Annotated in this window: 13 protein-coding genes; 5 read left to right on the top strand and 8 right to left on the bottom strand. The window is 66.8% G+C overall.

Features of this window, described 5'->3' with window-relative positions; translation table 11 throughout:
* The first annotated feature begins 18 nt into the window (after nt 1-18).
* Both GO592_RS01225 and GO592_RS01220 read left to right on the top strand, forming a co-directional pair.
* The gene (locus GO592_RS01225; protein WP_082325089.1) at nt 19-1,395 is read left to right on the top strand and encodes an MFS transporter; all 1,377 of its coding nucleotides are present in this window, start codon (nt 19-21) and stop codon (nt 1,393-1,395) included.
* A gap of 27 nt (nt 1,396-1,422) precedes the next feature.
* Entirely contained in the window at nt 1,423-2,880 is a 1,458-nt protein-coding gene (locus GO592_RS01220; RefSeq protein WP_007301603.1) for an aldehyde dehydrogenase family protein, read from the top strand.
* A 26-nt stretch (nt 2,881-2,906) separates the two neighbouring features.
* On the opposite strand, the gene GO592_RS01215 is transcribed toward GO592_RS01220, so the two are convergent.
* Nucleotides 2,907-3,377: a group II truncated hemoglobin gene (locus tag GO592_RS01215; RefSeq protein ID WP_007301604.1), complete on the bottom strand. Its 471-nt coding sequence runs from the start codon at nt 3,375-3,377 to the stop codon at nt 2,907-2,909.
* Between the two features lie 70 nt (nt 3,378-3,447).
* On the opposite strand from GO592_RS01215, the gene GO592_RS01210 reads away from it, so the two are divergent.
* Nucleotides 3,448-4,026 (top strand): TetR/AcrR family transcriptional regulator, encoded by a 579-nt coding sequence (locus GO592_RS01210; protein ID WP_005261011.1) that lies wholly within the window; start codon nt 3,448-3,450, stop codon nt 4,024-4,026.
* A gap of 8 nt (nt 4,027-4,034) precedes the next feature.
* On the opposite strand, the gene GO592_RS01205 is transcribed toward GO592_RS01210, so the two are convergent.
* The gene (locus GO592_RS01205; protein WP_007301605.1) at nt 4,035-5,459 is read right to left on the bottom strand and encodes an MFS transporter; all 1,425 of its coding nucleotides are present in this window, start codon (nt 5,457-5,459) and stop codon (nt 4,035-4,037) included.
* Entirely contained in the window at nt 5,456-5,911 is a 456-nt protein-coding gene (locus GO592_RS01200) for a MarR family winged helix-turn-helix transcriptional regulator (RefSeq protein WP_005261013.1), read from the bottom strand. The genes GO592_RS01205 and GO592_RS01200 overlap by 4 nt, the downstream gene beginning before the upstream one ends.
* Before the next feature lie 258 nt (nt 5,912-6,169).
* Here GO592_RS01200 and GO592_RS01195 point away from each other — a divergent pair, with 258 nt between their 5' ends.
* Both GO592_RS01195 and GO592_RS01190 read left to right on the top strand, forming a co-directional pair.
* Nucleotides 6,170-7,363: a L,D-transpeptidase gene (locus tag GO592_RS01195; RefSeq protein WP_007301606.1), complete on the top strand. Its 1,194-nt coding sequence runs from the start codon at nt 6,170-6,172 to the stop codon at nt 7,361-7,363.
* Between the two features lie 9 nt (nt 7,364-7,372).
* Nucleotides 7,373-8,782 carry an FAD-binding oxidoreductase gene (locus tag GO592_RS01190; RefSeq protein WP_039953119.1) on the top strand — a complete coding sequence of 470 codons (1,410 nt, stop codon included), beginning with the start codon at nt 7,373-7,375 and terminating at the stop codon, nt 8,780-8,782.
* Between the two features lie 79 nt (nt 8,783-8,861).
* Here the strand turns inward: GO592_RS01190 and GO592_RS01185 are convergent, their stop codons facing one another.
* Genes GO592_RS01185 through GO592_RS01165 form a run of 5 tightly spaced genes read right to left on the bottom strand, consistent with a single transcriptional unit; the run spans nt 8,862 to nt 14,239 of the window.
* Nucleotides 8,862-9,947, bottom strand: a complete 1,086-nt coding sequence (locus tag GO592_RS01185) for an ABC transporter ATP-binding protein (protein ID WP_007301608.1) — start codon at nt 9,945-9,947, stop codon at nt 8,862-8,864.
* A 51-nt stretch (nt 9,948-9,998) separates the two neighbouring features.
* Nucleotides 9,999-10,877, bottom strand: a complete 879-nt coding sequence (locus tag GO592_RS01180; protein ID WP_007301609.1) for a carbohydrate ABC transporter permease — start codon at nt 10,875-10,877, stop codon at nt 9,999-10,001.
* On the bottom strand, nt 10,877-11,842 hold the full coding sequence (locus GO592_RS01175) for a carbohydrate ABC transporter permease (protein WP_007301610.1): 966 nt from the start codon (nt 11,840-11,842) through the stop codon (nt 10,877-10,879). Before GO592_RS01175 ends, GO592_RS01180 begins: the two co-directional genes overlap by 1 nt.
* Entirely contained in the window at nt 11,839-13,164 is a 1,326-nt protein-coding gene (locus GO592_RS01170) for an ABC transporter substrate-binding protein (protein ID WP_007301611.1), read from the bottom strand. The genes GO592_RS01175 and GO592_RS01170 overlap by 4 nt, the downstream gene beginning before the upstream one ends.
* 52 nt (nt 13,165-13,216) lie before the next feature.
* Nucleotides 13,217-14,239: a sugar-binding transcriptional regulator gene (locus GO592_RS01165; protein WP_005261020.1), complete on the bottom strand. Its 1,023-nt coding sequence runs from the start codon at nt 14,237-14,239 to the stop codon at nt 13,217-13,219.
* Nucleotides 14,240-14,377: the final 138 nt, after the last annotated feature.

Below are 14,377 nucleotides of genomic sequence, written 5' to 3'. Positions count from 1 at the left end.
CTGCCCCGCATCGGGAGTATGCCCTTGTCCCAGAACCCGCTGTCCCAGAACCCGCTGTCCCAGAACACAGTTACCTCGATCATCTCCAAGGCCCGACTGCGGCCGTTCCATTATGGTGTCGTAGCCCTGTGCTCACTGCTGATGATCATCGACGGATACGACATGGTCTCGTACGGCACCGTGATCGTCCATCTGATGGACGAGTGGAACATGGACCCGGTCACCGCCGGCACCCTCGGATCCGCGGCGCTCGTCGGCATGCTGATCGGCGGACTGTTCGTCGCCCCGCTCGCCGATCGGTACGGCCGCCGTCCGCTCATGCTCATCTGCGTGACGGTGGCGAGCGTGGCGTCGTTCAGCTGCGCCTTCGCCGGCGCCCCGGCACAACTCGGCATTCTCCGCCTCGTCGTCGGTGTGTCGCTCGGCGCGCTCGTACCCAACTTCACGGCACTGATCGCCGAGCTCGCCCCACTCACGTCGAAGGCACTGCTCGTCACGTTCGTGTCGTCGTTCTACTCCGTCGGTGGCATCGCCGCCGCGGTGTTCGCAATCAACGTGGAGCCGCTCTGGACGTGGCGCGGTGTGTTCTACGTCGCCGGTCTGCCGCTCCTGTTGCTACCCGTTCTGCTGAAGTACCTGCCGGAGTCGCCGGAGTTCCTCGCCATCAACGGTCATCAGGACAAGCTGGAGGCTGTGCTGTCCAAGGTCGACCCGGGTCGCGACCTGAGCGACGTCGTGGCCACGCCACGTCCGGAAGCTCGGAAGGCGCCCGTCGCCCAGCTCTTTACCAACGGAAACGCCCTGAACAGCTTCCTGATTTGGGTCTTCTTCGCGATGTGCATGTTGTTGAGTTACGGGCTCAACACGTGGCTACCGAAACTGATGCAGACCGCCGGCTACGCTTTGAGTTCCGCGCTGTGGACCCTGGTGGTGCTGAATCTCGGTGGCATCGCCGGCGCGATCTTCGGCGGCTGGCTGGCCGACCGCTGGTCCTACCGCAACACCCTGATCACGTATTTCTCCCTGGCTTCCCTGTCGCTGGTGGGACTGTCCTTCGACCCAGCCGCCGCACTGCTCAACGTGCTGCTGTTCGTCGCCGGTGCGGCGACCATCGGCGCGCTCGCCATCGTCCACGCGTTCGCCGTCGAGTTCTACCCGACCGAGGTACGGTCGACCGGCGTCGGGTGGGCTGCGGGCATGGGACGGATCGGTGCGATCGGTGGCCCCACCCTCGGCGGCGCGCTCCTCGCTCTTCATCTACCGTTCCAGCAGAACTTTCTCGCCGTCGCCGTCCCCGGAGTCGTCGGCGCGGTCGCGGTGGCAATCGTCGCCAAGCGGAAGTTCCGCTCACCCCGCACCGAATCCGCGGCGCCATCACCCGTACTCGCGTCCTGACCGACCTCACCGAAAGAAGGATCGACCATGAGCCTGCTCGACATCGACTGGGAGAAGAAGGTCTTCACCGGCAGCTGGACCGCCGCCGAAGGCGCGTTCTCAGAGGTCGTGGAGCCCGCGACGGGTAGCACCCTCGGTCACGTCGGCACCACGACCGCCGCCGACGTCGCCGCGGCCTGCATCAAGGCCGCCGAGGTCCAGCGCCGCTGGGAGAAAATGCCTTTCGAGGATCGGGCCGCGATCCTGCGCCGCGCAGGCCAGCTCTTCGAGGAGCACGCCTCCGAGATCGAGACGTGGATCGTCCGGGAGGCCGGATCGATTCGCGCGAAAGCGAGCCTCGAGACGCACGTCGCAGCGCAGGAATGCTACGAGGCGTCGGCGTTGCCTTCGCATCCCAAGGGTGAGGTGCTCCCGTCCGCCGACGGACGTCTGAGTTTCAGCCGTCGGATCGCAGCGGGTGTCGTCGGCGTGATCGCTCCGTTCAACTTCCCCCTGATCCTCTCGATCCGCGCAGTGGCACCCGCACTGGCACTGGGCAACTCAGTGATTCTGAAACCCGACACCCGGACCGCGGTGTGCGGCGGTGTGGTGCTGGCGGCCGTGTTCGCGGCCGCCGGGGTACCGGACGGCGTCTTCCAGATGCTGCCCGGCGGCGCCGATGCCGGTGCCGCCCTCGTCACCGACCGGCACACCCGCGTCATCGCGTTCACCGGCTCCACGTCGGCGGGACGGAAGGTCGGCCAGGCCGCGGCGGCGCACCTCACGCGGGCACACCTCGAACTCGGCGGCAACAACGCCCTCATCGTCCTTCCCGACGCCGACGTCACCAAGGCTGCGTCGGCCGGAGCCTGGGGCGCATACCTCCACCAGGGCCAGATCTGCATGGCCGCAGGCAGGCACCTGGTCCACGAATCGGTTGCCGACGAATACGTGGCGGTGCTCGCCGAGAAGGCGCGGGCGCTCCCCGTCGGCGACCCGTACACCAGTGAGGTGGCACTCGGCCCCATCATCGACGCGGTGCAGCGCGACAGCATCCACCGACTCGTGACCGAGAGCGTCTCGGCCGGAGTGACCCTCGTCGAGGGCGGCACCCACGACGGGCTGTTCTACCGCCCGACCGTCCTCGACCACGTGCAGCGCGACACCCCCGCGTTCTGCCACGAAGTGTTCGGCCCCGTCGCTCCCGTGCTGCGCTACTCGACGATCGACGAGGCCGTCGAGATCGCGCGCGACACCGAGTACGGATTGTCGCTGAGCGTCCTCGGCTCGGATGCGATGGCGGCCTGGGAAGTTGCGCGGCAGATTCCCACCGGGCTCGTGCACATCAACGACCAGACCGTCGGCGACCACGCCCACATCCCGTTCGGCGGAATGGGATCCTCCGGAAACGGCGGACGAGTCGGCGGCGCCGCAGCGAACCTCGAGGCGTTCACCGAACTCCAGTGGGCCACCATCCAGGGGCCGATTCAGCAGTACCCGTTCTGATCGGACAGGCTGACACCCTGCCCTACTCAGCCGCGGTAGGGCGGGGCCACGCCCCAACCCCAGTGCGGGACGGGTGCGTGCTCGACCACCTCGGCACCGGGGCTCGAGTTCTGCAGCGCGAGTCTGGTCCCCCACTCGACGTATGCCATGAATGCGGAACGGAATTCGGGATCCGACGGGAGGGCGGCGTCGTCGGCGGCGAGGCTCATCGTCGACGCGAAGCGGTGCCGCTGCTCCGGGCTGATGGCGAGGCCGATGTGGTGGCGCAACATCCGTTCGTAGCCGCCCAGCTGTTCGCTGTAGCCCGGCGGGCCGCCGAACACCTCGCACCACCAGAGAGTCACGTTGCGCCGATGCTCCTCGTGCACGCCGCCGGGGAACATCGGCGACAGCAGTTCGTCGCCCTCCACCCGGTCGTAGAAGGCGTCTATCAGCCGCCGGAACGACTGCTCACCGCCCGCCCACTCGTACAGGGACGGTGTTTCCTGATCACTCATGGGAGCTCCCGATTTCCGTCGTCTGTCCATTACAATACACATCAGTATTGGATTGAAAAGGGGTTCGAGCATGAGTGTGGCCGGGCGCAGTCGCGACACCGATATCGACACCCGGGTTCTGAAAGTGGCGGGCAGGCAGTTGTCCTGCGCCGGCTACGACGCGATGTCGCTCGCCGCGATCGCCGCGGAGGCAGGCACCACCCGGCAGGCGTTGTACCGGCGGTGGGCGTCGAAGTCGGAGCTCGCCGCGGCAGTCGTGGCGCAGTTGGCCGACGAACAGTCGGGGAGGGCGTCGGCCGATCCGTTCGGGGATCTGGTCCGCGAGCTGACCGACTTCCGGCGCGGGGTGTCGCGGAGCGGCCGGTTGTCGCTCGTCGGCACGATGCTGCAGGACACGACGGACGCCGACGTCCGCGCGCAGTACCGCGCCCGGGTGGTGGCGCCGCGCCGCCGCCGCATCCGCGCCATCCTGGACCGCGCCGCCGAACTGGAGCTGATCGACGCGGACGCCGATCTCGACGTCGCCGTCACCATGACCACCGGCAGTTGGTACGGCCGGGCGCTGGCCGGTGATCGCCCACCCGCCGACTGGCCGGCCCGGACCGCGACACTGATCTGGCGGGCCGTCGGCGGGGTGCCGCCGACCTGACGCGGTTGCTACGCCGTCGACGCGTTCGTCGACCGCCGGTCTCCCATGTTCCGTGACATCAGGACGCCGATGAGGAGGAGAACGCCCGCGACGGCGATGAACCAGCCCGTGCGGTGCAGTCCGTCGTCCCCGATGATGTGACCGGCGGTGGTCTGCAGTACGACGGCCGACAGGTTCGCTCCGATGTACTGCACGGTGCGGTACATCCCGATCGCCGTGCCGACTTCCTCGACGGACGTGACCGAGCTGATCAGATTCTGATTGCCGATATTGTTGAATCCATTGGGAATCCCCAGCACCGCGGCCACCAGGAGTAGCACGACGATCGGGGCCGTACTGCTCTCTACCGAGGCCAGGAGCAGCCCTCCCACCAGGAGTGCACCCGTTCCGACGGTGAGCGTCCGGCGCACCCCGTGCCGCCGATACGTCCGTGACGCGAACAGCGTGGAGCCGATGCCGACGACAGCGACGGGCAGCATCGTCAGACCGGCGTCGGTGGCGCTCATTCCGCGGGAGTACTGCAGCCACTGCGGGATGCCGAAGAAGACGCAGTAGAACGCCGTGTACGTGAGGAGGGTGCGGGCGAGTGTGGCGCTGAGCGCACGGTTCCGGGCCAGGGCCCGAACGTCGATGAACGGTTCGTCCGCACGACGTTCCCAGTGGACGAACAGGGCGAACACCAGCGCCCACACCGGGATCAGCCACCACACGGGATCGCTGGTGAGCGACAGCAGGAACAGCATCGTCGACGAGACGAGCCCGAGGAACAGCAGGACCCCGGCCACGTCGAGCGCGTGCAGCAGTTGCCGACCGCTGACCGAGATGCCGCCGACGAAGCCGACCTTGGCGAATTTCGTGACCGCCACCGCGCTGAACGCGACGATCGGAAGGTTGATCCACATGATCGACTGCCAGCCGAACGCCCCGACGAGCAGTCCGCCGAGCGTCGGGCCCAGGGCCACGACCGCCTGGCTGCAGATCGCGAGGGTCGTGATCGCGGTGCGCGGCTGCGCGCCGCGCCGCTCCGCGTACCCGCGAATCATCGTCATCGCATTGGGATACTGCGTGGCGGTTCCGATTCCGACGAGGATGCGGGAGAAGATCAGCCAGCCGACGCTGGGTGCGAGCAGACCGGCGATCGAGCCCAGCGCCACCAGGGCGAGACCCCCGAGGTAGACCTTCCGGGCTCCGAGCAGCGCGCCGAGCTTGCCTGCCATCGGAGCGGTGACGGCCGTGGCGATGTAGAGCCCCGAGATCACCCACGCGATCCCGGACGAGGAGCCGAACTGGGCGGCGATGCCGACGATCGCCACCGCGATCATCGACGAGTTCAGCGGTTGGAGGACGCTCCCGGTGGCGACCGAACCGCTGACCCGGAACGGTACGGACGGGGACTTCTGCGCGAGGCCGGTATCGGCGACGGTCGCGCTCACGAGTTCATCAGTGACTCCTGCTGCGGCGCCGGCTCGGTAGTTCCGGCGAGTCGACGGAGTAGTCGTCCGGCGATGAAGAGGAGGTCGCGCTCGGCGTCGGTGCATTCGGCGGCGAGCGCGGCCGCCAGCCACTCGCTTCGCCGCGACCGATCGTCGACGAGCGTCTGCAACCCCAGCGCGGTGATCGCGACGATGCTTGCGCGCGCATCCTGGGGGTCCACGGTCCGGGAAACCATTCCGGACTCCTCGAGCATCGAGACGGTCCGAGCGATGGACTGCGGCGCCACCTGCTCGAGATCGGCGAGAGCGCGTGCGCTCATCGGACCTTCCCGGTCGAGGTGCGCAAGGGCCTGGAGTTGCGAGGGGGTGAGCAGGTGCCCGGCGCGCTGCTTCCGGATACGTCGGTTGAACAGAACGACGTCCTCGCGGAACTGATCGACCATCTGGTCCATGGCGGCCTCCCTCTCACAGTCAGGTTCATTAGCCAGTCTAGCTGTTCTATTTACCTTCTTCAATCGATCGATTAACGCTGAAAACAGACGATTTAGTCACAGTTTTTCATCAGCATTGCTGTCTAATGCTTCGAGGGGAGACCCCGCGACCTCGAATTTCTGCAGGTGGGGCGGGCGGAGCGAGCGTCTCACAGGAAAGTCCGACGCGATCGCTGGCAGTATGAGGACGGCGAGCGCTGATCCAGATTCCGAAAGAAGGTGGTCGTGACTCTTCGCACACGGACAGCCGGCATTGTCGCGGTGGTGGCCATGACGTTCCTGGCCACGGCGTGCACCATCGGAGACACCGGCACGTCGGAACCCCCGACCACCTCACAGTCCGCGCCGGCCTCGATTGCCGTCCCCGCCGACGGGGCGCCGATCAACCCGACCACCCCGATCGTGGTCACCGCGACAGGCGGCAGACTGACCGCCGTGACCGTCACGAATCCCGCGGAGCAGAACACCCTGGTCGCCGGAAATCTCACGCCCGACGGGACGAAGTGGACGAGCAGCCAACCACTCGGCTACGGGTCCACGTACACAGTCGTCGCCGACGCGGTCAACCCCGACGGCGCCCCGATCGAACAGACCTTCACCGTCACGACGTTGACACCCGGCACCACCGCGTACGCGAACGTCGTCCCGGCACCCGAAGTCGTCGCCGACACCGGTATCGGCGTCGGCCAGCCAATGGTCTTCCAGTTCACCGCACCGGTCGTGAACAAGGCCGAGGTGCAGCAGCGACTGCACGTGACGACGACACCGCCGCAACCCGGCGCCTGGTATTGGACCGACGACCAGAACGCGCATTATCGCGCGGCGGGATACTGGGCGCCCGGCACCAAGATCCACATCGAGGCCGATGTGTACGGCGTCGATCTGGGCGACGGGGCCTTCGGCGCCGAGAACAACTCCGCCGACTACACCGTGCACGACTCGTGGGTGGCCAAGGCGGACGGGGCGAGCAAAATGCTCACCGTCTTCCACAACGGCGTCCAGGAGAACGCGATGCCGATGAGTCTCGGCACCCCCGACCACCCCTCGCACGAGGGTCCGCACGTGATCTCCGACAAGCAGCAGAGCATCATCATGGACTCCTGCACGTACGGGGTGTGCGCCGGCGATCCCGACTACTACCGCGAAAAGGTCGATCTCAACCTGCGGATCTCCAACGACGGCGAGTTCGTCCATTCGGCGCCGTGGTCGGTGGGTGATCAGGGCAGCAGCAACGTCTCCCACGGCTGCGTCAACCTGGCACCCGCCAACGCCCAGTGGATGTTCGACCATTTCGGTATCGGCGACGTCGTCGAGATCACCAACTCGGGCGGGCCGCTCCTGCCCGTGTGGGACACGTACGGTGACTGGGAGGTCCCGTGGGATCAGTGGCTGGCAGGTAACGCAACGGGATAGGAGGCGCTCGTGAGTTCACCATCCGCGGAATGTGTCGCACAGTTGAAGGCGGTTCTCCCGCACCGGGTTCAACTGCCGGACACCGACGACTACCGCACCGCGCTGGGCAGAGTGTTCTTTCCCGATGCCGCGAGACGCCGTCCGTCCTGCGTCGTCGAACCGGTATCCGTGGCGGAGGTCTCCACCGTCATGAGGGTCGCGCACCGGACGGGCGGCACCGTCACCGTCCGCGGCGGCGGGCTGAGTTCCAACTGCGTCGCCGACGACGCCGTCATGCTCGACCTGTCGGCGCACCTGAACACGGCCCGACCCGAGGACGACCGGGTGGTCGTCGCCGGCGGCGCCACCGTGGGAACCATGCTGGACGCCCTCGCACCCACCGGCCGGGTGGTGCCGGTGGGGATCGTGGGCCACGCCGGATTCGGACTCGTCACCCGCGGCGGCGTCGGATACCTCACGCGCAGTCTGGGATTGACGATCGATCAGCTCGTCGAGGCCGAACTGGTGCTTCCGTCCGGTGAGGTCGTCCACCTGTCCGATGCCAGCACCGGCGACGAGGCGGACCTGTGGTGGGCGGTCCGGGGTTGTGCACCGTGCTTCGGCGTCGTGACGTCGGCGGTGCTGCGCACACACCCGGTGGGTCCGGTGTGGGTCGACCGGATGGTGCTCGGACTCGAAGCGCTCGCCACCTACTTCCGTGTCGCACCGACGCTTCCTCGGGACACGACGATGGGCGCGGTACTCGGTTACAGCGCACTGTCTCCCGACGAGCCCGTCCTCTTCGTGTACACCGCGTGCGCGAGCGGGGACGAGTCCGACATCGACCGCGCCCGATCCGCCGCCACCACGGTCGCCGACGTGTCGGGCAAGGTGCTGTACCGATCCGAGATGTCCGGTACGTACCTCACCGGGTTACCCGAATTCGCGCCACCCGGCCCCGACGGCGAAGAACCGGAACCGATCCGGCTGCCCGAACCGGGCGAGCGCCGTGGGTCGTTCTTCGGGAAGGCCGTCTTCACCGGACCGACCCTCGACTCCGAACTCGCGGAGGCTCTGGCCACCCAGATCCGTGGGGCGCCGACGCGGGACTGTCGTATCGACTTCCAGCACACCGGCGGTGCCCTCGCCGACGTCGGTGACGGCGACACCGCGTTCTGGGGCCGAAGCGGCGAGTGGAACATCCCGCTCAACGCCGTCTGGTCCGACCCCTACGACGGAGCCGCCTGCCTGTCGTGGGCGGGCGGCACCCTCGACGCGCTTGCACCCCACACGATCGGCGTCTACAGCGTCGAGGTCCGGCCCGGCTTCCCCGAGACCGGCGCCGAGATCGACGCGGCCTACGGTGGAAACCTTCGCCGACTGCGCGAACTGCGGCAGAGGCACGATCCGATGGGGGTACTAACGCACTATCCGCTCTAGGGCATATCGCCCAATCCTTCTCGGATGGACCTGGCGATTGGGCGCCAGGTGCGCCGAAATGGGGATTGGGAGATATGCCCTAGTCGCCGATCCGCTCCCCCGTCTCCGGGTGGAACAGGTGGACCGCTCCGTCCCGCTTGCGCAGGGACACCGTGTCGGCCAGCCGCGCGGGGGTGCGGGTCAGTGACCGGGCGGTCAGTTGCGTACCGTCACCGGCGATGTGGGTGTGGACGTAGGATTCGCTCCCGAGTTCCTCGACCAGGTCCACGATCACCTCGATGCCACCGTCCCCGGTCGACAACTCCAGCTGCTCGGGGCGCACACCGACCGTGACGGTCTCCACTCCGGCCGCGTGCAGCGCCGACAGCTGGTCGCGCTCGAGCGCGAGCGTCGAGTTTCCAAGGCGCACGCCGTCGCTGATGATGGGCATCGTCATCAGGTTCATGGCGGGCGAACCGATGAAGCCGGCGACGAAGGCGTTGGTGGGCCGGTCGTACAGCTCGGTCGGCGCCGAGAACTGCTGCAGCTTGCCGTTCTTGAGGACGGCCACCCGGTCACCCATGGTCATCGCCTCGACCTGGTCGTGGGTGACGTACACGGTGGTGGTGCCGAGCCGGCGCTGCAACGCCGCGATCTGCGTGCGGGTCTGGACGCGCAGCTTGGCGTCGAGGTTCGACAGCGGCTCGTCCATGCAGAACACCTGCGGCTCCCGCACGATCGCCCGGCCCATCGCGACGCGCTGGCGCTGACCGCCGGACAGCTTGCCGGGCTTACGGTCGAGGTAGTCGGTCAGGTCGAGCAGTTTGGCGGCATCGGCCACCTTCTTCTTACGTTCCTCCACACCGACTCCGCGCATCTTCAGAGCGAAGCCCATGTTCTCGCCCACCGTCTTGTTGGGATAGAGGGCGTAGTTCTGGAACACCATCGCGATGTCACGGTCCTTCGACGGCACACCCACCATGTCCTTGCCACCGATCTCGATGGTGCCTTCGTCGATGTCCTCGAGGCCGGCGAGCATCCGCAGTGCGGTGCTCTTGCCGGAACCCGACGGGCCGACGAGGACGATGAACTCGCCGTCTTCGATGTCGAGGTCGAGCGAATCGACCGCCAGCGTGTCGGCATTCTCGTAGAGGCAGGATGCGCCCTTGTACGCGATGTCAGCCATGATTGCTCCTCTTGTGGGTACCGAAGTCGGGGGTAGTGGTTGCCGGGGTGATCATTTGATCGCACCGAAGGACAGGCCGCGGACCAGTTTGTTCTGTGCGATCCAGCCGGCCAGGATGACCGGGAGCGCCGCCAGCGTCGCCGCCGCCGACAGCCGGGCCCAGTACAGGCCCTCACCGGTGATGAACCCGACGAGGAACACCGGAATGGTCTGAGCCTGAACGGCGGTGAGGTTGACCGCGAAGAAGAATTCGTTCCACGAGAAGATCACGCAGATCAGCGCGGTGGCCGCGATGCCGGGTGACACGAGCGGAAGGATCACTTCACGCACCGACGTCCACAGGCTTGCACCGTCCATGCTCGCGGCCTCGAGCAGTTCGCCCGGGACCTCGAGGAAGAACGAACGCATCATCCACACCGCGATGGGGACGTTCATCGCCGTGTACAGGATGACCAGCGCCCAGATGTTGTCGAGCAAGCCGATGTCGTTGACGATCACGTACAGCGGGATGATCGCGGCGACGATCGGGAGCATCTTCGTGCTGATGAAGAAGAACAGGGCATCCTTCGTCTTGCGGACCGGCCGCAGCGACAGCGCGAACGCCGCCGGCACACCGAGCACCAGCACGAGGATCGTCGACATGGCGGTCGCGAACGCCGAATTCAGCAGTGCGGTGCCGATTCCGCTGTCGAGGACCGCCTTGAACTGGTCCAGGGTGGGCGTGAAGAACAGCTTCGGCGGAGTCGTGTACGCGTCGCCCTCCTGCTTGAACGCGGTGAGCACCATCCACGCCACGGGGAAGAAGAAGCCGAGCGCCACGATCCACGCCACCACGCTCCACGGGCTGAACTTGCGGTGCTTGCGCGCCCGCTTCGTCTCCGGCGCGGTGGGGGTGGACTCCACCGGTGCCGCCGCGGTGTCGGTACTCATTACGCTGCCTCCTCGTTACCGGTAAAGCTCTTGAAGATCAGGCGCAGCGCCAGGGTCGCGACGACGATGGTCGCGATCACGACGATGACGCCCATCGCGGCGGCCTGCCCGATGTCGAAACCGAGGAATGCGCGCTGATAGATGTAGAAGGGAAGGTTGGCGCTGGCCGTGCCCGGCCCGCCCTGGGTCATCATGTAGATGGCGTCGAACGTGTTGATCAGGTAGATCGCGCCCAGCACCGCGCCGAGTTCGATGAACCGGCGCAGATGCGGGAGCGTCAGTTCACGGAACATCGCGAACGGCGTGGCGCCGTCCACCCGTGCCGCCTCGAGGATGTCGCGCGGCATCGACTGCAGACCGGCGAGGATCAGCAGCATCATGAACGGGGTCCACTGCCAGACCAGGTTCACCATGACCGCGGCGAGCGGGAACTTGCTGACCCAGTCGACCTGTCCCACCCCGAACGGGGAGAGCACGAAGTTGACGATGCCGAACACCGGGTCGAACATCGTGGTCTTCCACAGCAGCGCGCCGGCGACGGGCGTCACCAGGAACGGGGTGATGAGCAGGGTCCGCACGATGCCGCGGCCCAGGAAGGCGCGGTCGAGCAGCAGTGCGAGCAGCAGACCCAGCACCACCGAGATCAGCACGGTCCCGACGATCAGGATCACGGTGTTGACCGCGACCTCACGGAACTGGCTGTCCTGGAACACGTCCACATAGTTCTGCAGGCCGACGAAGGCCTGGGACCCCGGACGGACCAGGTTCCAGGACTGCGTCGAGTAGTACAGCGTGAACAGGAACGGGATCTGGGTCACCACGATCATGAAGATCAGGGCGGGGAGCAACGGTCCCCGGCGACGCCATCCCTCGGCGCGGGAGACGCTGTCGTCCTTGGCCTCCCGCAGTTGCCGCACCCGGTCGGCGGTGCCGTCCGCGGTGGGTTTCTCGGCGATGGTTGTCATCGTTCCTCCCGATACGTCGCGCCGACCACCTCGGCGTACTGCTGTGCCTGGGCGAGCGCCTCGGGCACGGTCTGCTGTCCTGCGATCGCCGCGCTGATCTGCTGGCTGACGCGGGTTCCGAGATCCTGGAACTCCGGGATCGCCAGGAACTGCACGCCGGTGTACGGAACCGGTTGCACGGTGGGCGCTTCCGGTGTCGCGTTCTCGATCGCTTCGAGCGTCAGCGGACCGTAGGCCGCCGAGGCCTCCTTGTACTCGGGAATCTCGTAGGTCGACAGCCGGCTGCCCGGAGGCACCCGCTCCCAGCCGAGATCCTCACCGACCGTGCGTATGTATTGCTCGTCGGTCATCCATGAGATGAACTTCCACGCCGCATCGGGATTCTCGCTGCTCTCGGGAATGCCGAGCGACCAGCTGTACAGCCAACCGGAGTTGTCTTTCACCTCGATCGGCGCGGGCGCGTAGCCAATCTTGCCGACGACGGCGCTCGACGCCGGATCCTCCAGCGTGGACACCGCGGACGTCGAGTCGTACCACATCGCCACCTGACCCTGAGCCAGCTGCGTGGCGCACTCACCGAAACCGCTCGTCGCGGCGCCCGGCTCGCCGTACTCGCGCACCAGGTCGACGTAGAACTGCACCGCGCGTTCCACCTCGGGGCTGGTCAGCTGAGCGTTCCAGTCCTCGTCGAACCAGCGGCCACCGAACGTGTTGATCACCGTGTCGAGGGGTGCGAGCAATTCACCCCAGCCCGGCTTGCCGCGCAGGCAGATTCCCGCCATGTCCTCGGAGTCGAGTTGCTTTGCGGCCGCGGCCACCTCGGTCCAGGTCGGCTTCTCCGACAGGGTGATTCCGGCCTGCTCGAACAGGTCCTTGCGGTACATCAGGAACGAGGACTCGCCGTAGAACGGCACCGAGTACATGTTCCCCTCGTAGGACAGGGATTCGCGCAGGGTGGGGATGAAGTCGGCCTCGTCGTAGCCCTCGGTGGCCTGCGCGTACTGCGACAGGTTCTTCAGCCAGCCGTACTTGGCCCACTGCGGGGTCTCGTAGTTGCTGATCATCACGACGTCGAACTCGCCGCCACCGGTTGCGGTGGATGCCGTGATCTTCGCGCGCGCCTGGTTCTCCGACAGCGTCACGAACTTCAGGTCGATGTCGGGATTCTCTTCCTCGAACTGCGAGGCGAGCTTCTGGGCATCCTGCATCTGTGAGTTGGAGACCATCGCGATGGTGATGGTCTGGTCCGACGCGCCCAGCGTTCCTGCGCCCGCGCAACCGCTGAGCGTGAGGCAGAGCGCGCCCGCGCCGGCTACCAGCATCGTCGCCGGTTTCCTGTGTTTCTTCACCGATCTTCACCTCTCTTGCGTGGTGCTACTGATCGAGCAGCCAACGCGCGCATTCAATGTCGCAGACCAGCATCTTGGCCAGTCCGCCGTGGAGGGCACCCAGTGCCGCTTGGTGTTTGGCGACGCCACCCGTGACGAGGATCGATCCCCCGCACGCGCGGATGTCGTCGAGTGGAACGGACATGGCCCGTTCGTCCAGAGGGCCGGCGACCTCGGTTCCGTCGAGCCGGTAGAAGCGCCCACCGACTTCGCCGACCGCGCCGAGGCCGGTGAGCACGGACAGCATGTCCGTGTCGATGAAGCTGCCCTCGAACAGGGTGGTCGACGTGGAGACGGCGCCCGTGCCGAACATCATCATCTCCGCCGTCCGCCCGGCCTCGAGCGCCTTGGAGATGACGGAGTCGCCCCGCATGGATACCACGGTCGATGCGTCCGCGTACAGGGGAACGGGAAGCCGAACAGTGTTGGCCTGCAACTGCTCCGCGCACCTACCCAGGACGTACTCCGTTCCGGTCTGGTAGTTGATGGCACTCACCGAACCGTCGAGCTGGACGACGGACGCGCACGTGGCGGCCCCGGACGGCAGGCCCTGCGCGACGGCGACCGTCTCCGGGCCCCACGTGAATCCGAGGGTGTCGCCTTCCCGAATCCGGCGAACCAGCAGCGACGCCGCGGCCCTGCCGACGCCGGCGAAGCTGTTGTGGTCGTCGATCGCACCGGCGGCGTCGACGGAATCGGCGACCACCACCGCCTCGACGAGTCCGTACTTCTCCTCGAGCGCACGCTCCTCGTCCGAGCGCAGCGCATCACGCAGATGCGCGGGAGCCTGCACCTCGATGCGCACCAGGCCCTGGGCGCGGGCTCGCGCCACCAGCCGGCCCGCGGTCGGGCGGGAGACACCGAGGCGTGTGGCGACCTCGGCCTGGGTCATTCCGTCGAGGTAGTACAGCGTTGCAGCGCGCAACGCGAGGCGCAGATCCTCCGTGGTGGACGGCGGTGGTGCCGTGATGGGAGACGGCGTCGGGGCCGTCGAGTTGGGGGACGTCACTGGTTCTCCTCGCCATGATCTCGAGCCCGTCGTGTGTGTCTTCAGAGCCTCGAGAAGCCGTGAGCAAATGATCACTATGCGTTCATCTGCTCAATACGCTAGCATCGAAGTGTGACCCACACAACACTCCCTTCGGAT

This window comes from Rhodococcus sp. 21391 (assembly GCF_016772255.1).
In the GTDB taxonomy this organism is placed as follows: Bacteria; Actinomycetota; Actinomycetes; order Mycobacteriales; family Mycobacteriaceae; genus Rhodococcus_F; species Rhodococcus_F opacus.
This window is presented reverse-complemented; position numbering and strand designations above follow the sequence as displayed.